This is a genomic window from Rhodococcus sp. T2V (assembly GCF_029269925.1).
GTDB lineage: Bacteria > Actinomycetota > Actinomycetes > Mycobacteriales > Mycobacteriaceae > Rhodococcus_F > Rhodococcus_F koreensis.
Map to the genome: position 1 here is coordinate 1 of NZ_JARJBD010000013.1, position 24,174 is coordinate 24,174.

Consider the following 24,174-nt stretch of genomic DNA (forward strand, 5'->3'; position numbering starts at 1 on the left):
GAATACGGTCACCGGTGGCGGTAGCAGGTCCAAGTGTGCATACGATCTTCGTGCGTCGGTTCACGGCCTCGAGCCTAGTCGCCCCGCGCGCCCTTCTCCATTTAGACGACTGCCAGCGGAAGCGCCGTCGGATGCACCGGCGACGGGAGGTCCGACGCCCCGGTCAGGTACACGTCGACGGCGTGCGCCGCGGACCGGCCCTCCGCAATCGCCCACACGACGAGCGACGCGCCGCGATGTGCGTCCCCGCAGACGAAGACCCCGGGTGCGGTGGTCTGCCAGTCCGGGCCGCAGGAGAGCGCTCCGCGCCGGGTCGGCGACAACCCGTAGTCGTCGAGCAGCGGACCGAGATCGACGCCCTCGAAACCGATCGCGAAAAGTGCCAACTCGCAAGGCAATTCGATCTCCTCGCCGACCGGCGTGATGATGCGTTTGCCGTCCTCACGGGTGACTTCGACCTCGGCGAGCACCATGGACCGGACGTTCCCGTTCGCGTCGCCGAGGAACCGCTGCACCGCGACCTGGTACCGGCGGACACCGCCCTCGGCGTGCGCGGGCGACGTCCGGAGCACCATCGGCCACGCCGGCCACGGCGTCGCGGCCTCGTCCCGCTCGGTCGGCAACTCCGGGTTGTAGTCCAGCAGGGTCACCGACAGGGCGCCCTGGCGGTGCGCCGTTCCGAGGCAGTCGGCGCCGGTGTCGCCGCCGCCGATGATGACGACGTGTTTGCCCTTGGCGGTGATGTCCGCGGGACCGTCGCCCTCGCATTCCTTGTTCGAGGTGACGAGATGTTCCATCGCGAGATGAATACCGTTCAGCTCCCGGCCTTCGACGGTGGTGTTGTCGCGGGCCCGCAGCGCACCGATCGCGAGCACGACCGCGTCGAAGTTCGCGCTCATCTGCTCCACGGTGAGGTCGACGCCGACCTCGCAGTCGGTGACGAAGTGGGTTCCCTCGGCGCGCATCTGCATCAGGCGCTGATCGAGAATTGCCTTCTCCATCTTGAATTCCGGGATGCCGTACCGCAGCAGTCCCCCGAGCCGGTCGTCGCGCTCGTAGACGGTGACGTCGTGCCCCGCCCGGGTCAGCTGCTGAGCTGCCGCCAGACCGGCCGGACCGGAACCGACCACCGCGACCTTCCGTCCCGTGGCGATCATCGGCGGTGTGGGCACCACCGTCCCCGACTCCCACGCGACGTCCGCGATGGCCTGCTCGATCCGCTTGATCGTGACACTGCCCGTCGTGTGCGTGTCGGCGAGCGAGAGCACACACGCCGACTCGCACGGCGCCGGGCACACCCGGCCCGTGAACTCCGGGAAGTTGTTGGTGGCGTGCAGCCGCTCGCTCGCCGCCGACCAGCGGCCGCGCCGCACGAGGTCGTTCCACTCCGGGATCAGGTTGCCCAGCGGGCAGCCCGCACTTCCCGAGTGGCAGAACGGGATTCCGCAGTCCATGCACCGCGCGGCCTGTTCGGACACCTCGGCGGCCCGCTCCGCGGAACTCTGCGGCGCGTACACCTCGTTCCAGTCGTGTATCCGCTCCGCGACCGGGCGCTTGCGCGCCTCCTTCTTCACGATGTGCAGAAAGCCCTGGGGATCAGCCACGTGCCGCCTCCATGATCGCGGTGTCGACGTCGAGTCCCTCCGCCTTCGCCATCCGGGTCGCGTCCAGCACCCGCTGGTAGTCGACCGGCATCACCTTGGTGAACAGCGCGGACCGCCGGGGCCAGTCGGCGAGCACCGACGCCGCGACCGCGGAACCGGTCCACCGGTGGTGCCGGGTGACGGCGCCGCGCAACCAGTCCAGATCGTCCGGGTCGGGTTGCATCAGCTTCACCATCGCCTGGTTCACGTCCTCCGGGTCCAGGTCGAGGACATACGCGATGCCGCCGGACATGCCGGCCGCCATGTTCCGTCCGGTCGGTCCGAGGATCACGACCCGCCCACCCGTCATGTACTCGCAGGCGTGGTCGCCGACACCCTCCACGACGGCGGACGCACCGGAATTGCGCACCGAGAAGCGTTCACCGACGCGTCCGCGGAGATAGACCTCCCCGGAGGTGGCGCCGTAGAGCAGGGTGTTGCCCGCGATCACCTGCGTCTCCGGGACGAACAGGACGTCGTCGGCGGGACGGACCACGATCCGCCCACCCGACAATCCCTTGCCGACGTAGTCGTTGGCGTCCCCGGTCAGGTCGATGGTGATGCCCGGCGGAAGGAACGCGCCGAGCGACTGCCCCGCCGAACCGGTGAACGTGAGCCGGATCGTGTCGTCCGGCAGCCCGGCGGCGCCGTAGCGGCGGGTGACCTCCGCGCCGAGCAGCGTGCCGACGGTCCGGTTGACGTTGCGCACCGGCATCTCGATCTCCACGGCGTGGGCGTCCTCGAGGGCACCCTCCGCCAGCTGGATGAGCGTGCGGTCCAGTGCCCGGTCCAGTCCGTGGTCCTGGTCGCGGTCCCGGCTCCGCTGCGACAGCGGCTCCCCGTCCGGCCCGGTGGGCACTGCGAAGATCGGGGTGAGGTCGAGGCCGCGGTTCTTCCAGTGGGCGATCCCCTGCGCGGTCTCGAGGACGTCGGCGTGACCGACGGCCTCGTCGATGCTGCGGAACCCGAGGTCCGCCAGGTACCGGCGCACGTCCTCGGCGACGAACCGGAAGAACTCCTCCACGAACTCCGGTTTGCCGGTGTACCGCTTGCGCAGCTCCGGGTTCTGGGTGGCGACGCCGACCGGGCAGGTGTCGAGGTGGCACACCCGCATCATGATGCAGCCCGCCACGATCAGTGGGGCGGTGGAGAACCCGAACTCCTCCGCACCCAGCAGCGCCGCGACCACGACGTCCCGCCCGGTCCGCATCCCGCCGTCGCACTGGACGGTGATCCGGTCGCGGAGACCGTTGAGCACGAGCGTCTGCTGGGCGTCGGCCAGCCCGATCTCCCACGGCGCCCCGGCATGCTTCATCGACGTCAGCGGAGTGGCGCCGGTACCGCCGTCGTTGCCGGAGATGAGGACCACGTCCGCGTGCGCCTTGCTGACCCCGGCGGCGACGGTTCCCACCCCCACCGAGCTGACCAGCTTCACGTGGACCCGGGCCCGATCGTTGGCGTTCTTCAGGTCGTGGATCAGCTGCGCGAGATCCTCGATCGAGTAGATGTCGTGGTGCGGCGGCGGGGAGATCAGCCCGACCCCCGGCGTCGAGTGCCGGGTCTCCGCGACCCACGGGTACACCTTGTACGCCGGCAACTGGCCGCCCTCGCCGGGCTTGGCGCCCTGCGCCATCTTGATCTGGATGTCGCTGGCGTTGATCAGGTAGTCGCTGGTGACGCCGAACCGCCCGCTCGCCACCTGCTTGACGGCGCTGCGCCGCGACGGATCGTAGAGCCGGTCGACGTTCTCGCCGCCCTCACCGGAGTTGGAGCGTCCGCCGAGATTGTTCATCGCGACGGCCATCGTCTCGTGGGCCTCGGCGGAGATGGAGCCGTAGCTCATCGCGCCCGTGTTGAACCGGGTGACGATCCGCTCCACCGATTCCACCTCGTCCAGCGGCACCGGCGGCCGCACCCCCTCGCGGAACGTGAACAGGCCGCGCAGGGCGCCACCGGCCTCGGCGAGCCGGTTCACCTCCTCGCTGTACTTGGCGAACACCTCGTGCCGACCGGTGCGGGTGGCGTGCTGCAGCAGGAACACCGTCTCCGGGGTGAACAGGTGCAGTTCGCCGTCGCGGCGGAACTGGTACTCGCCGCCGTCCTCGAGGCGCCGGTGGGCGAACTCGGCCGGGTTGTCCGGGTACGCCTGCCGGTGGCGGACGGTGACCTCGCGGGCGATCTCGTCGAGACCGGCGCCACCCAGTTTGCTGACCGTGCCCGTGAAGTACTCCTGGACGAGGTCGCGGTCCAGGCCGATCGCCTCGAACACCTGCGCCGCGGTGTACGAGCCGACGGTGGAGATGCCCATCTTCGACATCACCTTGAGCACACCCTTGCCGAGCGCGGTGAGGTAGTTCCGGACGGCGATCGTGTGCTCGACTCCGGTGAGTTCGCCCTCGGACACGAGGTCCTCGATCGACTCCATCGCGAGGTAGGGGTTGACGGCGGCGGCGCCGTACCCGATGAGCAACGCCAGGTGGTGGACCTCGCGGGCGTCACCGGATTCGACGACCAGCGCCACCTTGGTGCGTTCCTTCGTCCGCACCAGGTGGTGGTGCACCGCGGCCACCGCGAGCAGTGACGGGATCGGCGCCCGCGTGTGGTCGGAGTCTCGGTCCGAGATCACCAGCGTCCGGTAGCCGTCCGCGATGGCGGCGCTCGCCTGCGCCCGCAGCTCCTCGATCGCCTCGGCCATCCCCGCGCCGCCGCGCTCGACGTCGTACAGCGCGCGCAGCACCGCCGCGGCGAGCCCGGGATGGTTGCCGTCAGCGTTCACGTGGATGATCTTGTTCAGCTCTTCGTTGTCGAGCACCGGCCACGGCAGCACGATCTGCCTGCACGACGCCGCGGTCGGCTCGAGCAGATTCTGCTCCGGGCCCATGACCCGCGACAGCGAGGTCACGATCTCCTCGCGGATCGCGTCGAGCGGCGGGTTCGTGACCTGCGCGAACAGTTCGACGAAATAGTCGTAGAGCAGCCGCGACCGCTGCGACATGACGGCGATCGGCGTGTCCGTCCCCATCGAGCCGAGTGGCTCGCCGCCGGACGTGGCCATCGGGGCGAGCAGGATGCGCAGATCCTCCTCGGTGTACCCGAACGCCACCTGCCGCCGCACCACCGACTCGTGGTTGTGCTGCGCGTGCGGGCGATCCGGCAGCGTCTTCAGTTCGAGCAGACCGGCGTACAGCCACTCGGCGTACGGCCACTCCGCCGCGAGCCGCATCTTGATCTCCTCGTCGGGCACGATGCGGCCCTCGGACGTGTCGACCAGGAACATCTGCCCCGGCTCGAGGCGGCCCTTGGCCACGACCTCCGACTGCGGGACGTCGAGGACACCGCTCTCGCTCGCGAGGACCACCCGGCCGTCGACGGTCTGCCACCAGCGTCCCGGGCGCAGGCCGTTGCGGTCCAGCACGGCGCCGACGACGGTCCCGTCGGTGAACGTCACACACGCGGGCCCGTCCCACGCCTCCATCAGCGATGCGTGGAACTGGTAGAACGCCCGCCGGTCCGGGCACATCGACGTGTCGTTCTCCCACGCCTCCGGCACCATCATCATCACCGCGTGCGGCACGCTGCGGCCTGCGAGGTGCAGCAGTTCGAGCACCTCGTCGAACGACGCCGAATCCGACGCGTCGGGGGTGCAGATCGGATAGACCCTGCGCAGGTCGCCCGGGATCACCGCACTCGACAGCAGCGCCTCGCGGGCCCGCATGCGGTTCCGGTTGCCGCGGACCGTGTTGATCTCCCCGTTGTGCGCGACGAACCGGAACGGGTGCGCGAGCGGCCACGACGGGAACGTGTTGGTCGAGAACCGGCTGTGCACGATCGCGATCGCGCTCGCCATCCGCGGGTCGCGCAGGTCCGGGAAGTACCGCGCCAACTGGGACGTGGTGAGCATTCCCTTGTAGACGATCGTCCGGCTCGACAGCGACGGGAAGTACACGCCGCTGCCCGCCGACTCGATGTCGGGGGTGACCTGCTCGGCCCGCTTGCGCAGCGGGTAGACCAGGCGGTCGAGGTCGAGCCCGCCGGGCCGGATCCCGCCGACGGCGGGTGCGGCGACGAACAACTGGCTCATGTGCGGTGCGCAGGCGCGGGCCGTGGAGCCGACATCCGCGCCGTCCGGATCGACGGGCACCGGACGCCAGCCGAGGATCTGGAGGCCCTCCTCGTCCGCGAGGTCGGACACGCGTCGTTGCGCGGCCGCCCGCGCCTGCGGGTCCTGCGGGAGGAAGCAGATGCCCGCCGCGTACGTGCTGCTGCCGTCGTCCAGGGGCGCGGGGAGGTCGAACGGGGCGAGAGCCCCGAAGAATTCGGTGGGGAGCTGGAGCAGGATGCCGGCACCGTCGCCGCTGTTCGGTTCGGATCCCGCCGCGCCGCGGTGCTCGAGATTCTCGAGAGCGAGGAGGCCGTCGGAGACGATGGAGTGGGAGCGGCGGCCGTGCACGTCCGCGACCATGGCAACACCGCAGGAATCGACTTCCTGGTCCGGGTCGTACAAGCCCTGGGGACCGGGCAACTGCGAGAACAGCACCGATATACCTCCACATCGGCCGGGAAGACCACCAGTGTGTGCGCTCCGCACGTGCTGTCGGCGGCCTCCGCTAGCGGGGTCGCCACGACGGGCGCTAACTGCTTTTCGGGGGTCTACCGGGACAGCATCGGCCCGTGAAGGTTGTTACCGGACATACATCCGGCGCGCTCAGCTTACCAGGACCGATACCCGGCAAGATATGCCGAATCGGGCCCGGAACGGGCGGTGGCCCGTGTCGCATCAGCAACACGGGCCACACGGTGTCCGGGGATCGTCACTGGTCCCGCAAGGGCCGTCCGTACTGGTCCTTCACGCTCCCGGTCAGCATCATGATGCCGTCGACCAGCGGCCAGATGCCGCCGATTCCACAGGTCAGCCACGTCACGGCGATCTGCGCCACGGCGATGCCGGGCTGGTTCAGGTAGAACCGCCCGACGCCGAACGCGCCGAGGAAGATCTGCAGCAGTCCGGCGGTCAGCTTGGACTTGTCGGAGTACGGCTCACCCGTCAGCGGGTGCCTGCCGAACGGCGCCGACGGATCGGCGTACGCGTTGTAGCCGGGGGCGTACCCGGGCGGCGGGTACCCCTGCTGGGGGTAGCCCTGCTGCTGTCCGTACCCCGGCTGCTGGTACCCGGGCTGCTGGTAGTCCTGCGGCGATTGCGGAGCAGCCCCGTACTGCGCGCCGTAATTCGGATCCGGCGCCCCGTAGGTCGGACCGTCCGGCTGCTGGGGCTTCTCGTACCCGGTGTACGGCGCGGTCGGCGAAGTCGATTCGCCCACGTTCGGGAACGGGGCCGTCGGCTCGGTTCCGCCCGGCGACGGGTAGGTGGGCGTCGACCCCCAGCCCGGGCCGTTACCGACACCCGAATAGGTGTCCCAGCCCGGTCCCGTTCCGGACGACCCAGGTGACGGCGTCGCGTCGGACGTGGCGGGCGGCTGGGACAGCGAGGCCTCGGCGGTGGCGTCGTAGTCGAAGGGCGAGCCGAATTCGGGCGGCAGGCTCGAGTCGCTGCTGTTCTCGGTGCCGTCGCTGCTCTTTCCCAGGTCGACCTTGGGTGTGTCCTCGGATGCACCCTGGCCGGAATCGTCGGATGCTTTCCCCGGTTCAGTCATTCGCGTCATCCTTCTTGCTGTCGATGGTCTTCGTGCCCGCGTCGCCGCCGGCACTCGCAGTGCTCGCGGCCTTGTCGTCCGATACCGACTCCGATGCAGACGCCTTCCCGTCCTCGTCCCTGCCCTCGACCTTCTTCTCCCCTTCCGCCGGTGCGGTCTCGTCCGGCTCCGCCGGTGCGGTGCCGGCCGCGACCGGTTCGCCGTCGGCAGGCCGCAGGTCGGCCGGATCCTCGCGCCCCTTCGTGGCAGCGAAGAAATACACCACGGCCGCGACGAACACGAGGGCGGAGGTGAACGAGTTCACGCGGACACCCGCGATGAGGCTCGCGTGGTCGCTGCGCATCAGTTCGATCCAGAAGCGCCCGGCGCAGTACCCGGCCACGTACAGGGCGAAGAGGCGACCGTGCCCGATGCGGAATCGGCGATCGACCCACACCAGCAGGATCACGATCAGCACGTTCCACAGTGCCTCGTACAGGAACGTCGGATGCACCACGAACGCGACCTCGCCGGTGGACACCCCATCGATCAGCTGCGGAGACACCTGGCCGACGTCGTTGCGGCGCTCGAAGATCTCGAGCCCCCACGGAACGTCGGTCTCGCGACCGTAGAGTTCCTGGTTGAAGTAGTTTCCGAGCCGTCCGATCGCCTGCGCGAGCAGGATGGCGGGCGCGACCGCATCGCCGAGCGCCGGCAGCGGGATGCCGCGGCGCCGGCAACCGATCCAGGCACCGACCCCGCCGAGCGCCACGGCGCCCCAGATGCCGAGGCCGCCCTGCCACACCTTCAGGGCGTCGACGGGGTCGCCGCCCTCCCCGAAGTACGTCGGCCAGTCGGTCATCACGTGGTAGAGGCGGCCGCCGATCAGGCCGAACGGCACCGCCCAGATGGCGATGTCGAGGACGGTGCCCTTCTCGCCGCCGCGGGCGACCCAGCGACGGTCGCCCCACACGATCGCGACGACGATCCCGACGATGATGAACAGCGCGTACGCGCGCAGGGCCACCGGTCCGACATACCAGACACCTTGGGGCGGACTCGGAATGTAGGCCAGTACGTCCACAGTGGAAGTCACGACGCCACGGTAGCGGAGCGAACGCCCTCGGCGAGTTCCTCCGTCAGCGAGCGCACCGCGTCCAGACCGTTCTCCGCCGCGGTGACCAGCGCGGATCCGACGATGACCGCGTCGGCGTACGCGGCGATCTCGGCGGCCTGCGCGCCGGAGCGGACACCCAGTCCGACACCCACCGGAATGTCCGAGTGGGCGCGGACGCGGGCCGTCAGTTCGGGTGCCATCGACGACACGGCGTCACGGGCGCCGGTGACACCCATCGTGGACGCGGCGTAGACGAACCCGCTGCTGGCGTCGAGGGTGATCGCGAGACGCTCCTCGGTCGACGACGGCGCGACGAGGAAGATCCGGTCGAGGTCGTGTTCCTTCGACGCCGCGATCCACTCACCCGCTTCCTCGGGGATGAGGTTGGGGGTGATCAGCCCGAGGCCGCCTGCGCTCGCCAGATCGCGGGCGAACTTGTCGACGCCGTACTGCAGAACCGGATTCCAGTACGTCATCACGACGGCCTTGCCGCCGACGGAGGCGATCGCCTCGACCACCGTGAACACGTCGCGTACCCGGACGCCGTTCTTCAGCGCCGTCTCGGCCGCCGCCTGAATGGTGGGTCCGTCCATCACCGGATCGGAGTAGGCGATGCCGACCTCGACGATGTCGCAACCGGATTCGACCATCGCCTTGAACACGTCGATGGATTCCTGCACGGTCGGGAACCCGGCCGGGAGGTACCCGACGAGCGCGGCACGCTTCTCCTCGCGGCACTGCGCGAACGTCGGGGCGAGGCGCGAGAGTCGTTCGCTCACTTGGCCGAACCTTCCTTGTCAGTCGTGGTGGTCTCGGTCGAGTCGTCCGGATCGAACAGTCCGAACCACTTGGCTGCCGTGTCCATGTCCTTGTCGCCGCGCCCGGACAGGCTGACGACGATGATCGCGCCCTCCCCCAGTTCGCGGCCCAGTCGCAGCGCACCGGCGACGGCGTGAGCGGACTCGATGGCCGGGATGATGCCCTCCCGCTCGGACAGCAGACGCAGCGCGTCCATGGCCTCCGAGTCGGTGACCGGCTCGTAGGTGGCGCGGCCGATGTCCTTGAGGAGCGCATGTTCCGGGCCGACCCCCGGGTAGTCGAGGCCCGCGGAGATCGAGTGCGACTCGATGGTCTGGCCGTCCTCGTCCTGCAGCAGGTACGAGTACGCGCCCTGGAACGCGCCCGGGGTTCCTCCCGCGAACGTGGCGGCGTGCCTTCCGGTCTCGACACCGTCACCGGCGGCCTCGTACCCGACCAGTCGCACGGACGGGTCGTCGAGGAAGGCGTGGAAGATGCCGATGGCGTTGGAACCGCCGCCGACGCACGCCGTCACGGCGTCGGGCAGGCGACCCGTCAGCGCCTGCACCTGGACCCGCGTCTCCAGACCGACGACGCGCTGGAAGTCGCGGACGATGGTCGGGAACGGGTGCGGTCCGGCGGCGGTGCCGAAGCAGTAGTAGGTGTTGTGGGCGTTGGTGACCCAGTCGCGCAGCGCCTCGTTGATCGCGTCCTTCAGGGTCCTCGACCCCGACTCGACGGACACGACCGCGGATCCGAGCAGCCGCATGCGGGCGACGTTCAGTGCCTGCCGCTCGGTGTCGACGGCGCCCATGTAGATGATGCATTCCAGACCGAGGAGCGCGCAGGCGGTGGCGGTGGCCACGCCGTGCTGGCCGGCCCCGGTTTCCGCGATGATGCGGGTCTTGCCCATGCGCTTGGCGAGCAGCACCTGCCCGAGCACGTTGTTGATCTTGTGCGAGCCGGTGTGGTTGAGGTCTTCGCGCTTGAGGATCAGCCGCGCCCCACCGGCGAATTCGCTCATCCGCGTCGCCTCGAAGATCGGTGACGGACGGCCGGTGTAGTCGCGCTGGAGGCGGTCGAGTTCGTTCAGGAACGACTCGTCGCCGCGCGCCTTCTCGTATTCGGCGGTGACCTCCTCGATCACCGCCATCAGGGCCTCCGGCACGTGCCGTCCGCCGTACACGCCGAAGTGTCCTCCGGCATCGGGGTCGTGCGTTGTACGCTCGGCGATTCCGGCGCTGGCAGTCGGCAGATTGCCACCCTTGAAGACGGTTTCCTGATTACGTGAAGTCACAGGTCCAGTCTGCCTCGAGGCCGGGTTCCGCCGCCGTCCGGGTCAGGTCCGCCGGGGCTACCTCAGCGCGACGGCTTGGGGCAGGACGGGTGCGCGCCGGCGTTGACCAGATCGGCCACCGCCTTGCGCGGATCACCGCTGGTGACGAGGCCTTCGCCGACCAGCACCGCGTCGGCTCCCGCACCGGCGTACGCCAGCAGGTCGGCCGTGCCGCGCACCCCGGACTCCGCGATCTTGATGATCTCGGTGGGCAGTCCGGGAGCGATCTCGCCGAACGTGTTCTTGTCGACCTCGAGCGTCTTGAGGTTGCGCGCGTTGACACCGATGACCTTGGCGCCCGCCTCGATCGCCCGGTTCGCTTCTTCCTCGGTGTGGACCTCGACGAGGGCCGTCATACCGAGCGACTCCGTCCGGTCGATCAGCGACGCGAGCGCGTCCTGCTCGAGGGCGGCGACGATGAGCAGCACCATGTCGGCGCCGTGCGCGCGGGCCTCGTGGATCTGGTAGGGCCCGACGATGAAGTCCTTGCGGAGGATCGGGATGCTCACCGCGCGGCGGACGGCGTCGAGGTCCGCGAGGGACCCCTGGAACCGGCGCTCCTCGGTGAGCACGCTGATCACGCGGGCGCCACCGGCCTGGTAGGCGGCGGCCAGTTCGGCGGGATCGGCGATGTCGGCGAGCGCACCCTTCGAGGGGCTGGCGCGCTTGACCTCGGCGATGACTCCGATGCCCGGCTCGAGCAGGGCGGCCGCGGCATCGAGGGCCGGCGGTGCGGCGGCGGCGGCAGCCTTGACTGCGGCGAAGTCAAGGACGGCTTCGCGGGCGGCGACGTCGGCGCGCACCCCGTCGAGAATCGAGTCGAGAACGGTCATCGTGGCCCGAGTCCTTTCTGGGCAGAAACCCGATGTGAGGAACATCATCAGGGGTGAAGCCAGCCTAGATGGCACTCTGATTGTGTTTACGTCCGGGTACCCGGGTCTTCGTCCGAACCGTCAACTTGGTCGACAGGTTCGGCTTTCTTGTCTTCCACCGTGGGGTCCTCCCCCGCGTCCAGGGCGTCCCAGAGCATGCGCTGGGTGACGGTACCGTCGGCGGAATCGGCACCGGCCTTCTTCGCTGCGTCACGTCGCGCACCCGGGCTGTCGTACTTGGAGGACAACCCCGCCCGCACCCTCGGCCTGCGGACCAGTTCCACCGCGGCGGCGAGCGCCGCCAGGGCCCCCACCAGCACGAGAACGGCGGGTCCGGCGTGCACGGACACCGACTGGACCTCGGCCCGGCCCGGCAGCTCGGCCAGCCGCGCCGCCTCGTCGTCGGAGGCGCCGGACACGAGCAACCCCACCGCCGGGACGGCGGCCGCGACGGCCACCACCGCGACGAGCACACCCAGCACGCGCAGGGCCCAGCCCTTCACGGCGAACGACGCGGCGATCGCGGCGACCAGGGTCAGCGCCAGCGGCGTGAGCGCCGCCGCCCACGTGCCGCCCACGAGCACCGACGTGCGTTCCTCGCCGAGCCCGTCGGAGGAGGTGACCTCCACCCACGTCATCCGTGAGGCGCCCCACAGGCACACGGCGGCGACCGCGAGGAGCAACACCGCGATCATCGATCGGCGACGCCCCGCCCGCGCGGGGTCCCGGGCCGGCTCCGACGGATCGCTCACTGCCCGTCGCCTCCCAGGGTCTTCAGCGTGTGCGCCGCCGCGATCGCGCTGAGCACCGCCATCGCCTTGTTCCGCGCCTCGGTGTCCTCGTACTCGGGGTTCGAGTCGGCGACGACGCCCGCGCCTGCCTGGACGTACCCGATGCCGTCCTTGATCAGCGCGGTGCGGATCGCGATGGCCGTGTCGGCGTCGCCCGCGAAGTCGAGGTACCCGATGATGCCGCCGTAGATGCCGCGGCGGGTGGGTTCGAGTTCCTCGATCAGCTGCATCGCCCGGACCTTCGGCGCTCCCGACAGGGTGCCGGCCGGGAAGCAGGCGGTGACGGCGTCGAGGGCCTGCTTGCCGTCCGCGAGGTGACCGGTGACGGTGGAGACGAGATGCATCACGTGGCTGTACCGCTCGATGTGGCGGTAGTCGTGGACCTTCACCGTGCCCGGTTCGCAGACGCGCCCGAGGTCGTTGCGGCCCAGGTCCACGAGCATCAGGTGCTCCGCGTTCTCCTTCTCGTCGGCGAGCAGGTCCTTCTCGAGCAGGATGTCCTCCTCCTCGGTGTGCCCGCGCCACCGGGTGCCCGCGATCGGGTGCGTGGTGGCCACGCCTTCCGACACGGTCACCAGCGCCTCCGGGCTCGAGCCGACGATCGAGAACGCGGTCTCGTCGTCGCCGTTCGGCACGTTGAGGAGGTACATGTACGGGCTGGGGTTGGACGCGCGCAGCATCCGGTAGACGTCGATCGGGTCGGCGGTGCAGTCGATCTCGAAGCGCTGCGACAGCACCACCTGGAAGGCCTCGCCGGCCTCGATGTCGCCGACGAGTTTCTGCACGTCGGCGCCGAACCCTTCGGTCGTGCGCTGACGGCGGTAGTCGGGGGCGGGTTTCGCGAACGTGGACACGGTCGACGACGCCGGGGCCGACAGGGCGCGTGTCATCCGGTCCAGCCGCTCGACCGCGGAGTCGTAGGCCTCGTCGACGCGTTCGTCCGTGCCGTCCCAGTTGACGGCGTTGGCGATCAGGGTGATGGCGCCCTCGTGGTGGTCGACTGCCGCGAGATCCGTCGCCAGCAGCATCACCATCTCGGGGATCTGCAGGTCGTCGGTGGCGTGCTCGCCGATGCGCTCGATGCGCCGCACCGCGTCGTATCCGAGGAAGCCGACCATGCCGCCGGTCAGCGGCGGCAGATCGGGCAGCCGCTCGCTGCGGAGTAGTTCGAGGGTCTGGCCGAGGGCGGCGATCGGATCGCCGCCGGACGGTGCGCCCGCGGGAACGTTGCCGTACCAGGCGGCTTCCCCGTCGACGACGGTCAGCGCGGCGGGGCTGCCCGCGCCGATGAACGACCATCGCGACCAGGATCGGCCGTTCTCCGCCGACTCGAGCAGGAAGGTGCCGGGCCGGTTCGCCGTCAGCTTGGTGTAGGCGGACAACGGTGTTTCCGCGTCTGCCAGCACCTTGCGCGTCACCGGGACGACCCGGTGTTCGGCGGCGAGAGCGTGGAACTGCTCACGTGTGGTGGTCGAGTCGGACCCGCCGTCGGCCGGGGTGGCGGCGGACTCGGGTGCGGGAATCGTGGTGGGCTCGCCGTGCATGCCGACCATCATCCCAGGCGCACTCGCACCGTCTGCGTGCGCGGGTAGCCTCGGCACCCATGAAGCCAGGTCAGCTCGCACCGGAATTCACCCTGCCCGATCAGGACGGCATCGAACGATCGCTGTCGAGCCTCCTCGAGGACGGCCCCCTGGTGCTGTTCTTCTACCCCGCGGCGTCGACGCCGGTCTGCACCGCCGAGGCCTGCCACTTCCGGGACCTCGGAACGGAGTTCTCAGCCGTGGGAGCGTCGCGTGCCGGAATCAGCACCGATGCGGTGGCGAAGCAGGCGTCGTTCGCGCAGGCGCAGTCCTTCGACTACCCGCTGCTGTCGGACGGCGACGGAGCCGTCGCCGAGCTGTTCGGCGTCCGCCGCGGACTGCTCGGCAAACTCGCCCCGGTCAAGCGGTCGACGTTCGTCATCGACACCGACCGCACCGTGCTCGAGGTCATCTCGAGCGAGTTCCGCGCGAACACCCACGGCGATCAGGCACTGGCCTTCCTCCGGACGCGTCAGGCCACCTGAATCGACCGCTTGGCCAGTCCCATCCAGAAACCGTCGATCACCTGCCGGGGAATCTGCTCGGGGTCGCTCGACGCGCCGAGCGTGACGAAGAGCGGCGCGAAGTGCTCGATCGTCGGGTGCGCGTACGGCATGCCCGGCGCGAGCGAGCGGAAATCGATCAGCGAATCCACGTCGCCCGCGGCGAGACGCTCGTCCGCCCAGGCGTCGAATTCCGACGACCAGCCCGGCGCCTTCGCGTCGGGTGACGGGTCGCGCAGGAACGGCAGTCCGTGGGTGGTGAATCCGGAGCCGACGATCAGCACGCCCTGCTCGCGCAGGGGACGCAGCCGCTCACCGAGGTGCAGCAGGCGTTGCGGGTCGAGGGTCGGCAGCGAGATCTGGAGGACCGGGATGTCGGCGTCCGGATACATGACCGTCAACGGCACGTAGGCGCCGTGGTCGAGGCCGCGATGCGGCTGGTGCGACACGGTCTCGTCGTCCGGCATCAGGGACACGACCTGCGCCGCGAGTTCGGGGGCGCCGGGCGACTCGTACGTGGTCCGGTAGAAACGCTCGGGGAAGCCCCCGAAGTCGTAGACGAGGGGGGTGCCGGTGGTGGTGGATCCGATCGTGAGCGGCGCCGATTCCCAGTGCGCCGACACCATGAGAATGGCCTTGGGCCGTGGCAGGTCGCCCGCCCACTTCGCCAGCTGTGACACCCACAGGTCGCTGTCCACCAGCGGCGGCGCACCATGACTGAGGAACAGGGCGGGCATGGGGTTGGTCATCGCGACTCCTTCGGATCGAGGTCCCGCATCGACGAAGAAGCGAACTCGCCACCCACCGCAATGTTGAACCTTCAAGTTACTATAGGAGTCAACATGCGGGCGCGGCAACTATTCCCCGAGCACGAATCGGCCCCGCGGCGTGCTAACTATGGAGGACACGCTGCACACGCGTGGGGCGACGTACGGATGGAGGACACCACCGATGAGTGGTAACGACGAGGGCACATCGGCAGAGCCCGGCACCCGATGGCTCGACGCAGAGCAGCAGGAGGCATGGCTCACCCTCATCGCACTGGTCACCCGGCTCCCCGCCGCACTGGACACCCAGCTCCAACGCGACTCGGCCCTCACCCACTTCGAGTACTTCGTCCTCGCCTCGCTGTCCGGCGAAGCGAACCGGCGCCTGCAGCTGTCCCTGCTCGCCCAGCGCGCCAACGCGTCCCTGTCCCGGCTGTCCCACGTCGTCACCAAAATGGAGAAAGCCGGCTGGGTGCGCCGCGAAAGCATCCGCGGCAGCCGCGGCTCCGACGCCGTCCTCACCGACGAAGGCATGGCCAAGGTCGTCGAGGCCGCGCCGCCACACGTCGAATCCGTCCGGTCACTGATCTTCGACGGCCTCTCCCCCGACCAGGTCCGTCAACTGTCCGAACTGTCCGGCGCCATGCTCACCCAACTCGACAAGAGCATCGCCTCGGGAACCGGCAAGGCCTGACGCCGCTCACCCCAGCGGCGTCCCGACAGCTCACCCCAGCGGCGTCCCGCCGACACCCCAGCTGTCGCGCGGCACCTCGGTGATCGTCACCCACACCGTCGCCGCATTCTTACCCGTCGCGTCGGCGTAGGCCTTCGTGACGGCCTCGATCGTGGCGCGCTTCTGCTCCGCCGTGAGCCCCGGCGTCTGACTGATCTGAATAAGTGGCATGCGGCCATCCTGCCCGAGGGCATACGACATGCGGCCATCCTGCCCGAGGGCATACGAACAGCCCACCGAGGGCCGCCGCGCTAGTCGGCGGCGAGCAGGACGTCCGAGTCGAAGCAGGTGTGCGTGCCCGTGTGGCACGCCGCCCCCTCCTGGTCGACGACGAGCAGCACGGTGTCGCCGTCGCAGTCGAGCCGCACCTCGTGGACGTACTGCGTGTGACCGGACGTCTCGCCCTTCACCCAGTACTGCTGACGGGAGCGGGAATAGTACGTACCCTTACGGGTCTCGAGGGTGCGCGCGAGGGCCTCGTCGTCCATCCACGCCACCATCAGGACGTCGCCCGTCGACCGCTCCTGCGCGACGGCGCTGAACAGCCCCGCCTCGTTGCGCTTCAGCCGTGACGCGATGGCCGGGTCGAGACTCATCGGACGGTGATCCCCTCTGCACGCATGGACTTCTTGACGTCGCCGATCGTCATGTCGCCGAAGTGGAAGACACTGGCGGCGAGGACGGCGTCCGCGCCGGCCCCGACGGCGGGTGCGAAGTGCTCGACGGCGCCCGCTCCCCCGCTGGCGATCACCGGCACGTGCACGGCAGCGCGGACCGCGCGGATCATCGGCAGGTCGAAACCGGCCTTCGTGCCGTCCGCGTCCATCGAGTTGAGCAGGATCTCCCCGACGCCCAGTTCGGCGCCGCGGACCGCCCACGCGACCGCGTCGATGCCGGTGCTGCGCTTACCGCCGTGGGTCGTGACCTCCCACCCCGACGGGGTGTCCGGTTGGCCCTGCGGCACGGTGCGCGCGTCCACCGACAGCACGATGCACTGGGAGCCGAAGCGTTCGCTCAGTTCGCGGAGCAACTCGGGCCGCGCGATCGCGGCGGTGTTGACGCTCACCTTGTCGGCGCCGGCACGCAGCAACCGGTCGACGTCCTCGACGGTGCGGACACCACCGCCGACCGTGAGCGGGATGAATACCTGTTCCGCCGTCCGGCTGACCACGTCGAGCATGGTGCCCCGGTCGGCGGTCGACGCGGTGACGTCGAGGAACGTGAGCTCGTCGGCGCCCTGGGCGTCGTACGCTGCCGCCAGTTCGACGGGGTCGCCCGCGTCCCGCAGGTTCTCGAAGTTGACGCCCTTGACGACGCGTCCGGCATCGACATCCAGACACGGGATCACTCGAACCGCCAGAGTCATTGCGTACGCCCTCCTGAAGGCTCGGAACGGGGATCACCCAGTGATCCGAGGATATCGAGAATTTCGCCGTGCACCCCGGGCGATCCGGCGAGCACCGAGTCGGACGTCACGGTCCAGGGCTTGCCGCCCAGATCGGTCACCATGCCACCCGCGGCGCGCACCAGCGCCACACCGGCCGCGTTGTCCCACGCATTGTGGCCGAACACCACCGCACCGCCGAGTATTCCGGCCGCGGTGAACGCGAGGTCGACACCGGTGGACCCGTGGATCCGGATCCGCGAGGACACCCGGCTGAGCTGCGCGAGGACCTGCAGCCGGTACGCGCCGGGGATCCGTCCGCGACTGTCGATGTTCAGCGCCCCCAAGCCCACGATCGACGAGGCCAGCGACGTGCGGCCGAGCCTCGGCAGCGGCTGACCGCCCTCGAGCAGCGGGCCGTCCGCGACGGCCGCGTAGCGCCGCCCGACGAGCGGCAGCCAGGTGAGACCGAGAACGGGAACGCCGTCGTCGAGGAGCGCGAGCAGCGTACCCGCGGTGGGCAGACCGGCCGAATAGTTGAAGGTGCCGTCGATGGGGTCGAGCACCCAGACGGGTCCGCTGTCGAGGTCGGGTCCGCCGAACTCCTCGCCGTGGACGTCGATGCCGGTCCGGTCACGCAGTTCGCCGGTCAACCGCTTCTCGAGTTCGAGGTCGACGGCGGTCGCGAAATCGTCGGGGCCCTTGTGGACGGCGCTGGGCGCACCCACCCCGGAGACGAACCGGTCGTGCACCCCGTCGAGCAGCTCACTGGCGACGGCGAGAAGTTCCCGGGGATCGCGGGACAGGGCCATGGCGCGAACTCAGCCCGAGACCGCGGCGAGCGCCTCGGGGAGGGTGAACCGCCCCGCGTACAGCGCCTTGCCGACGATGGATCCCTCGACGCCCTGGTCGACGAGTCCGGCGATCGCCCGGAGGTCGTCGATGGTGGACACACCACCCGAGGCGACGACGGGGGCGTCGGTGGCCGCGCAGACCTGCGCGAGGAGTTCGAGATTGGGGCCGGTGAGAGTGCCGTCCTTGCTCACGTCGGTGACGACGTAGCGGGAGCAGCCGTCCTTGTCGAGCCGGGCGAGGGTCTCCCACAGGTTCCCGCCCTCGGTGACCCAGCCGCGGCCGCGAAGCTGATATTCGCCGTCGACGAGGCGCACGTCGAGACCGACGGCGATCTTCTCGCCGTACTTGGCGATGGCGCGGGCACACCACTCGGGGTTCTCGATGGCGGCGGTGCCGAGGTTGACGCGACCGCAGCCGGTGGCCAGTGCGGCCTCGAGCGACGCGTCGTCGCGGATTCCGCCGGACAGTTCCACCTGGACGTCGAGTTCCCCCACCACGTCGGCGAGGAGTTCACGGTTCGAGCCGCGACCGAAGGCGGCGTCGAGGTCGACGATGTGGACCCACTCGGCACCGTCGTTCTGCCATGCGAGGGCGGCATCACGAGGCGAGCCGTATCCGGTCTCGCTTCCCGCCTCCCCCTGGACGAGGCGAACAGCTTCACCGTTGACGACATCTACAGCAGGCAAAAGGACCAGGCTCACGTGCGACAACCCTAGTCGCTCAGCGGTCGGAACCCGGCTTCGGGTCCTCGGGGTCGCGGCCGTAGGCGTTGCGGGTCATGCGTTTCGACACGTAACCCATGGCGGCGATCGCACCGGCGACGCCGAGCAACCCGACGATCAGCCCGAGGACGGGGCCCGGTTTCAGCACCAGAATGATCACGGTCGCGAGGACCAGGACCGCGGTGGCGGCGCCCATCGCATACACGGCGAGCCGGCCGATCGACAGGTCGCCGCGCCCGTCCCCGGGTTCGGTCACAAACTGCGAACCCAGTTGCGGAGCAGTTCCGCGCCCGCGTCGCCGGACTTCTCGGGGTGGAACTGGGTGGCGGACAGCGCGCCGTTCTCGACGGCGGCGAGGAACTTGCCGCCGTGGTCGGCCCAGGTCAGGGCGGGCGGCGCCAGCCGCTCCGGCGTCGGCAGTTCCCAGGTCTGGGCAGCGTACGAGTGGACGAAGTAGAACCGGGTGTCGGGATCGATTCCGGCGAACAGCGTGCTGTTGGCCGGTGCCTCGACGGTGTTCCACCCCATGTGCGGCAGCACGTCGGCCTGGAGCCGTTCGACGGTGCCGGGCCATTCACCGCAGCCTTCCGCCTCGACGCCGAACTCGACGCCGCGTTCGAAGAGGATCTGCATGCCGACGCAGATCCCGAGGACCGGCCGCCCGCCCGCCAGACGCTGACCGATGATCCGCTCCCCCCGCACCGCGCGGAGCCCCTCCATACACGCCGCGAAGGCGCCGACGCCGGGAACGACGAGACCGTCGGCCGCGAGTGCGACCTTGTGATCGGACGTGACCTCGACGCGCGCGCCGGTCCGGGCCAGAGCGCGGGTGGCCGAATGCAGGTTGCCGGAGCCGTAGTCGAGGACGGCAATCGTGGAGACGGTCATGACACAACCTTATCCGGAGGCCGAACGACGCCGGAGGGCGCGGCCGACGACCGTTCCGGCGGCCGGGACCACCGCGACCGCCGTCGCCGCGACCCCGAACACCCAGGAGTACCCGGCCACCGACGCGACGGCTCCGAGTGCGAGGGAACCGAACCCGGTGCCGGCGTCGAACCCGATGTTCCAGCCGGCGCTCGCCGAGCCGAATCGGGCCGGTCCCGCGGCGGTGAAGATCATGACGAGCGACTCGTTCTGCACCGCGCCGAACCCGAACCCGAAGGCCAGCGCCGCGCACACCAGCAGCGGCACGGGCGCCGCTGTCGCCGCGGCGACGGCGAACAGGACCAGGCCGAGGCACACGACCGTCAGGGCGGGAATCAGGGCACGGCCCACCCCGAGCCGGTCGGAGACCGATCCCGCGGCGTACCGCCCGATCAGCGTCGCCCCGCTCGACACGGCGAGGATCACCCCGGCGAGCGACGCCCGCTCCGAGATCGCGATCGGCAGCAGGCTGGACAGACCGCCGAACGCGGCCGCCACGATCGCGATCGACAGCCACGGGGTCAGCACGGCGGCGAGCGGGATGCGACCCTGCGACGCGCGATCCGCGGGGGCGTGGGTCGCCGGGAGCCGCGTGACCGCGACGACCGCGAGCGCGGGAATGAGAGCGCCGATCACGAAGACGGGGGTCGCGGACCAGTGCGCCATGATCGCGAGCCCCGCCGGCAACCCGACCATCTGCGCGGCGGCCACCGCGATTCCCTGCGCACCCGTCGCGCGGCCGAGCATCTGCCGCGGAACGAGTTCGGCGACCAGCGCACTGCTCGCGACGGTGAGCATGCCGAAGCCCGATCCGCGGACGGCCGACACCGCCAACACCGGGATCGCGTCGGTGGAGAGCAGGAGGAGAAGCGACGGCGGCCCGAGCAGCATGCAGCCCGCGGCGAGCACCCAGCGGTGCCCCCATCTGCGCAGGAGCCGGGGCACGCCGAGTTGGGTGGCGACGGTCGCGGCCATGAACACGGCCGTCACGCTGCCGGCGAGAGTGTCCGAGCCGCCCGACAGCGAGACGATCAGCGGAACCACCGGCAGCAGCACCGCCCAGCCGCCGAACGCCGCGGCGCCCATCACCATCGCGGTGGGCAGACCGCGGGTGCGGAGCAGGCCGCGGCGCTCCCCCACTGCGACCGGCACTACATCAACCTGAGAACGCCCGCCACGGCTGCCAGCACCGCCAGTGCCAGCAGCACGCCCGAGGCCAGTTTGTTGAACTTCCACATGGAGTACGCGCCGCCCGCCGCGATACCCGCGGCGATGAACAGGACGTAGACGAGGACGACGCTCACGAATGCGTCCGGTTCACAGGCTGCCCTTGGTGGACGGCACGCCCGTGACGCGGGGATCGGGTTCGACGGCCTCACGCAGTGCACGGGCGACGGCCTTGAACTCGGCCTCGGTGATGTGGTGCTGATCGCGCCCGTAGAGCACGCGCACGTGCAGGGCGATGCGCGCGTTGAGCGCGATCGACTCGAACACGTGCCGGTTGATCACGGTCGCGTACGGCACCCCCGGGTACCCGCCGATGACGGCGTGCAGCAGGTGCTCCGGTTCGCCGGTGTGGACGCAGTACGGGCGCCCGGACACGTCGACCGACGCGTGGGCGAGCGTCTCGTCCATCGGGATGAACGCGTCACCGAACCGGCGGATGCCCTTCTTGTCGCCGAGGGCCTGCCCGAGCGCCTGTCCGAGCACGATCGACGTGTCCTCGACCGTGTGGTGCGCCTCGATCTCGATGTCGCCCTTCGCGTGGACGGTGAGGTCGAAACTCGCGTGGGAGCCGAGCGCGGTCAGCATGTGGTCGAAGAACGGAACTCCGGTGGAGACGTCGACGGTGCCGGTGCCGTCGAGGTTCAGTTCGACGGTGATGCTCGATTCCTTGGTGGTGCGCTCCACGCGGGCGATGCGGTCGGTCATCCTCGGTCTCCTGAGCTGGTGAGTTCGGTGGCGGCGATCTCGTCGCTCGCCACGATGAAGGCGTCGTTCTCGGAGGCCAGCCCGACGGTGGCGCGCAGGTATCCGGTGATCCCGACGTCCCGGATCAGCACTCCGCGGTCGAGGTAGGCCTGCCAGGCGCGGGCACTGTCGGTGAACTCACCGAACAGGATGAAGTTCGCGTCGCTGGGGATGACATGGAAACCCGTGTCCTCCAATGCCTTCGACACCCGCACCCGCTCCGCCGCGAGGGCGTGCACGCTGCCGAGCGTCTCGTTCGCGTGCCGCAGCGCCGCGCGGGCAGCGGCCTGCGTGACCACCGACAGGTGGTACGGCAGCCGGACCAGGAGCAGCGCCTCGATGAATGCCGGGGCGGCCGCGAGGTATCCGAGCCTGCCGCCGGCGAACGCGAACGCCTTGCTCATCGTCCGCGACACCACCAGCTTCGACGGGTACTCGTCGATCAGCGTCAGGGCGCTCGGCGCGTCGGAGAATTCGGCGTACGCCTCGTCGACGATCACGATGCCGGGCGCGGCGTCGAGGACACGGCGCAGTTCCGCGATGCCGACGCTGTGCCCGGTGGGGTTGTTGGGGCTGGTGACGAACACGACGTCGGGCCTGCGCTCGGCGATCGCCGCGGTCGCGGCGTCCACGTCCAGCGCGAAGTCGGCGCGGCGGAAGATCGGTAGCCACTCGGTCTCGGTGCCGTCCGCGATGATCGGGTGCATCGAGTACGACGGCACGAAGCCCATCGCGCTGCGACCGGGACCGCCGAACGCCTGCAGCAGCTGCTGCAGGATCTCGTTGGACCCGTTGGCCGCCCACACGTTGTCGACCGTGACCGGCACCCCGGTCTGGCGGACGAGGTACGCGGCGAGGTCGGTGCGCAGGGCCACCGCGTCGCGGTCCGGGTAGCGGTGCAGTTCGCGTGCGGCCTCCCGCACGGACTCCGCGACGTCGTCGACGAGCGCCTTCGTCGGCGGGTGCGGATTCTCGTTGGTGTTCAGCTGAACGGGGACCGTCAGCTGGGGCGCCCCGTACGCCGACTTACCGCGCAGATTTTCCCGGATCGGCAGGGCGTCGACCCCGATCGACGAACCGGGCACGTTCGCGGCGGTCACCGCAGCGCCTCGAACCGCAGCCGCACGGCCTCACCGTGTGCGGGCAGGTCCTCGGCGTTCGCGAGGGTGATGACGTGGCCGGAGACCTCCTTCAGCGCGGATTCGGAGTAGTCGACCACGTGGATGCCGCGCAGGAACGTCTGCACGCTCAGGCCCGAGGAGTGCCTGGCGCAGCCCGCGGTGGGCAGGACGTGGTTGGACCCGGCGCAGTAGTCGCCGAGGCTGACCGGCGCCCACGGCCCGACGAACACCGCGCCCGCACTGGTCACCTTCGCGGCGACGGCGGTGGCGTTCTCGGTCTGGATCTCGAGGTGCTCGGCGGCGTACGCGTTGACCACCCGCAGCCCGGCCTCCACGTCGGAGACCAGGACGGTGCCCGACTGGGTGCCGGACAGCGCCGCGGTGACGCGCTCCTTGTGCTTGGTGATCTCGAGCTGCGCGGCCAGCGCGGTGTCGACGGCGTCGGCGAGTTCGACGCTGGACGTGACGAGCACGCTCGCGGCCATCACGTCGTGCTCGGCCTGGCTGATCATGTCGGCGGCGACGTGCACCGGGTCGGCGGTGTGGTCGGCGAGGATCGCGATCTCGGTGGGGCCCGCCTCGGCGTCGATGCCGACCAGGCCGCGGCAGAGGCGCTTGGCGGCCGTGACGTAGATGTTGCCCGGGCCGGTGATGAGGTCGACGGGGGCGAGTTCGGAACCGTTCGTGTCGGTGCCGCCGTAGGTGAGCAGCGCGACGGCCTGACCGCCGCCGACGGCCCACACCTCGTCGACACCCAGCAGGGCGGCCGCGGCGAGGATGGTCGGGTGCGGCAGACCACCGAACCCGGACTGCGGCGGCGACGCCACCACGAGCGAGCGGACGCCGGCCGCCTGCGCGGGCACCACGTTCATCACGACGCTGGACGGGTAGACGGCGTTGCCGCCCGGGACGTACAGCCCGACGCGGTCGACGGGCACCCAGCGTTCGGTGACGGTACCGCCCGGGACGACCTCGGTGGTGGTGTCGGTGCGGCGCTGGTCGGCGTGGACCTTGCGGGTGCGTTCGATCGCGACCTCGAGGGCGGCGCGGACTGCGGGGTCCAGTTCGTGGAGGGCGCGGTCCAGTTCGGCCTGCGGCACCCGCACCTGCGCGGGGCGGACGCCGTCGAACTTCTCACTGAATTCGAGGGCGGCGTCGGCGCCGCGTTCACGGACCGCCTCGACGACGGGGCGAACCTGATGCAGGACCGCGTCCACATCCACTCCACCTCGAGGAAGTGCGGCGCGAAGTTCGGCCGTGGAAGGGGTACGACCACGAAGGTCGGTGCGGGCGAGCATGAGAGGTCCTCTCTGCGACTGTCGGGACACGGTGTCTCGGACGAGCGGACTGTTCTGCGGAGAACAGGGCTCGACACCGATTATCCAGGATAGGCGCACCCCGTTTTCACCGGTCGGCGGCCG

At 70.1% G+C, this 24,174-nt stretch carries 24 protein-coding genes; 2 read left to right on the plus strand and 22 right to left on the minus strand.

What is annotated here, in order from left to right; translation table 11 throughout:
- Positions 1 to 101: 101 nt before the first annotated feature.
- The 9 genes from P3H15_RS13530 to P3H15_RS13570 form a co-directional block, all read right to left on the minus strand.
- Entirely contained in the window at positions 102 to 1,604 is a 1,503-nt protein-coding gene (locus P3H15_RS13530) for a glutamate synthase subunit beta (RefSeq protein WP_276137710.1), read from the minus strand.
- The gene (gene gltB, locus P3H15_RS13535; RefSeq protein WP_276137711.1) at positions 1,597 to 6,180 is read right to left on the minus strand and encodes a glutamate synthase large subunit; all 4,584 of its coding nucleotides are present in this window, start codon (positions 6,178 to 6,180) and stop codon (positions 1,597 to 1,599) included. The genes P3H15_RS13530 and gltB overlap by 8 nt, the downstream gene beginning before the upstream one ends.
- Before the next feature lie 274 nt (positions 6,181 to 6,454).
- Positions 6,455 to 7,294, minus strand: a complete 840-nt coding sequence (locus tag P3H15_RS13540; protein WP_276137712.1) for a TM2 domain-containing protein — start codon at positions 7,292 to 7,294, stop codon at positions 6,455 to 6,457.
- Positions 7,287 to 8,369: a prolipoprotein diacylglyceryl transferase gene (lgt, locus tag P3H15_RS13545; protein ID WP_276137713.1), complete on the minus strand. Its 1,083-nt coding sequence runs from the start codon at positions 8,367 to 8,369 to the stop codon at positions 7,287 to 7,289. The genes P3H15_RS13540 and lgt overlap by 8 nt, the downstream gene beginning before the upstream one ends.
- Positions 8,366 to 9,169 (minus strand): tryptophan synthase subunit alpha, encoded by an 804-nt coding sequence (gene trpA / locus P3H15_RS13550; protein WP_276137714.1) that lies wholly within the window; start codon positions 9,167 to 9,169, stop codon positions 8,366 to 8,368. The genes lgt and trpA overlap by 4 nt, the downstream gene beginning before the upstream one ends.
- Positions 9,166 to 10,485: a tryptophan synthase subunit beta gene (gene trpB / locus P3H15_RS13555; protein WP_087556303.1), complete on the minus strand. Its 1,320-nt coding sequence runs from the start codon at positions 10,483 to 10,485 to the stop codon at positions 9,166 to 9,168. The genes trpA and trpB overlap by 4 nt, the downstream gene beginning before the upstream one ends.
- A gap of 62 nt (positions 10,486 to 10,547) precedes the next feature.
- Positions 10,548 to 11,357: an indole-3-glycerol phosphate synthase TrpC gene (trpC, locus tag P3H15_RS13560; RefSeq protein ID WP_012687986.1), complete on the minus strand. Its 810-nt coding sequence runs from the start codon at positions 11,355 to 11,357 to the stop codon at positions 10,548 to 10,550.
- A gap of 86 nt (positions 11,358 to 11,443) precedes the next feature.
- Positions 11,444 to 12,148 carry a TIGR02234 family membrane protein gene (locus P3H15_RS13565; RefSeq protein ID WP_276137715.1) on the minus strand — a complete coding sequence of 235 codons (705 nt, stop codon included), beginning with the start codon at positions 12,146 to 12,148 and terminating at the stop codon, positions 11,444 to 11,446.
- The gene (locus P3H15_RS13570; RefSeq protein ID WP_276137716.1) at positions 12,145 to 13,731 is read right to left on the minus strand and encodes an anthranilate synthase component I; all 1,587 of its coding nucleotides are present in this window, start codon (positions 13,729 to 13,731) and stop codon (positions 12,145 to 12,147) included. The genes P3H15_RS13565 and P3H15_RS13570 overlap by 4 nt, the downstream gene beginning before the upstream one ends.
- Before the next feature lie 59 nt (positions 13,732 to 13,790).
- Here P3H15_RS13570 and P3H15_RS13575 point away from each other — a divergent pair, with 59 nt between their 5' ends.
- The gene (locus tag P3H15_RS13575; RefSeq protein ID WP_276137717.1) at positions 13,791 to 14,255 is read left to right on the plus strand and encodes a peroxiredoxin; all 465 of its coding nucleotides are present in this window, start codon (positions 13,791 to 13,793) and stop codon (positions 14,253 to 14,255) included.
- On the opposite strand, the gene P3H15_RS13580 is transcribed toward P3H15_RS13575, so the two are convergent.
- A complete protein-coding gene (locus tag P3H15_RS13580; RefSeq protein WP_276137718.1) occupies positions 14,243 to 15,022 on the minus strand; it encodes a dioxygenase in 780 nt (259 codons plus the stop codon). The two genes, P3H15_RS13575 and P3H15_RS13580, sit on opposite strands and share 13 nt — an antisense overlap.
- Positions 15,023 to 15,224: 202 nt before the next feature.
- Between P3H15_RS13580 and P3H15_RS13585 the strand changes: the two genes are divergently transcribed.
- Positions 15,225 to 15,734: a MarR family winged helix-turn-helix transcriptional regulator gene (locus P3H15_RS13585; RefSeq protein ID WP_276137719.1), complete on the plus strand. Its 510-nt coding sequence runs from the start codon at positions 15,225 to 15,227 to the stop codon at positions 15,732 to 15,734.
- A gap of 30 nt (positions 15,735 to 15,764) precedes the next feature.
- Here the strand turns inward: P3H15_RS13585 and P3H15_RS13590 are convergent, their stop codons facing one another.
- From P3H15_RS13590 to hisD, 12 genes are all read right to left on the minus strand, one after another.
- Positions 15,765 to 15,944 (minus strand): 2-hydroxymuconate tautomerase family protein, encoded by a 180-nt coding sequence (locus P3H15_RS13590; RefSeq protein ID WP_072945232.1) that lies wholly within the window; start codon positions 15,942 to 15,944, stop codon positions 15,765 to 15,767.
- An 80-nt stretch (positions 15,945 to 16,024) separates the two neighbouring features.
- Positions 16,025 to 16,369, minus strand: coding sequence for a phosphoribosyl-AMP cyclohydrolase (gene hisI / locus P3H15_RS13595; protein WP_095865270.1), 345 nt, complete (start codon positions 16,367 to 16,369; stop codon positions 16,025 to 16,027).
- Positions 16,366 to 17,139, minus strand: coding sequence for an imidazole glycerol phosphate synthase subunit HisF (gene hisF, locus P3H15_RS13600; RefSeq protein ID WP_276137720.1), 774 nt, complete (start codon positions 17,137 to 17,139; stop codon positions 16,366 to 16,368). The genes hisI and hisF overlap by 4 nt, the downstream gene beginning before the upstream one ends.
- Entirely contained in the window at positions 17,136 to 17,969 is an 834-nt protein-coding gene (locus P3H15_RS13605; RefSeq protein ID WP_276137721.1) for an inositol monophosphatase family protein, read from the minus strand. The genes hisF and P3H15_RS13605 overlap by 4 nt, the downstream gene beginning before the upstream one ends.
- A 9-nt stretch (positions 17,970 to 17,978) precedes the next feature.
- Entirely contained in the window at positions 17,979 to 18,713 is a 735-nt protein-coding gene (gene priA / locus P3H15_RS13610) for a bifunctional 1-(5-phosphoribosyl)-5-((5-phosphoribosylamino)methylideneamino)imidazole-4-carboxamide isomerase/phosphoribosylanthranilate isomerase PriA (RefSeq protein ID WP_005247511.1), read from the minus strand.
- Between the two features lie 19 nt (positions 18,714 to 18,732).
- Complete coding sequence (locus P3H15_RS13615; RefSeq protein WP_072945241.1) at positions 18,733 to 18,990, minus strand: hypothetical protein; 258 nt, start codon at positions 18,988 to 18,990, stop codon at positions 18,733 to 18,735.
- Positions 18,987 to 19,622, minus strand: a complete 636-nt coding sequence (gene hisH / locus P3H15_RS13620; protein ID WP_124390018.1) for an imidazole glycerol phosphate synthase subunit HisH — start codon at positions 19,620 to 19,622, stop codon at positions 18,987 to 18,989. Before hisH ends, P3H15_RS13615 begins: the two co-directional genes overlap by 4 nt.
- Positions 19,623 to 19,631: 9 nt before the next feature.
- Positions 19,632 to 20,813 carry an MFS transporter gene (locus P3H15_RS13625; protein ID WP_276137722.1) on the minus strand — a complete coding sequence of 394 codons (1,182 nt, stop codon included), beginning with the start codon at positions 20,811 to 20,813 and terminating at the stop codon, positions 19,632 to 19,634.
- A complete protein-coding gene (locus P3H15_RS13630) occupies positions 20,813 to 20,965 on the minus strand; it encodes a hypothetical protein (protein WP_007297398.1) in 153 nt (50 codons plus the stop codon). The genes P3H15_RS13625 and P3H15_RS13630 overlap by 1 nt, the downstream gene beginning before the upstream one ends.
- Before the next feature lie 13 nt (positions 20,966 to 20,978).
- The gene (gene hisB / locus P3H15_RS13635; RefSeq protein ID WP_276137723.1) at positions 20,979 to 21,593 is read right to left on the minus strand and encodes an imidazoleglycerol-phosphate dehydratase HisB; all 615 of its coding nucleotides are present in this window, start codon (positions 21,591 to 21,593) and stop codon (positions 20,979 to 20,981) included.
- Positions 21,590 to 22,732 (minus strand): histidinol-phosphate transaminase, encoded by a 1,143-nt coding sequence (locus P3H15_RS13640; protein ID WP_276137724.1) that lies wholly within the window; start codon positions 22,730 to 22,732, stop codon positions 21,590 to 21,592. The genes hisB and P3H15_RS13640 overlap by 4 nt, the downstream gene beginning before the upstream one ends.
- Positions 22,729 to 24,051: a histidinol dehydrogenase gene (gene hisD / locus P3H15_RS13645; RefSeq protein WP_276137725.1), complete on the minus strand. Its 1,323-nt coding sequence runs from the start codon at positions 24,049 to 24,051 to the stop codon at positions 22,729 to 22,731. Before hisD ends, P3H15_RS13640 begins: the two co-directional genes overlap by 4 nt.
- Between the last annotated feature and the right edge of the window lie 123 nt (positions 24,052 to 24,174).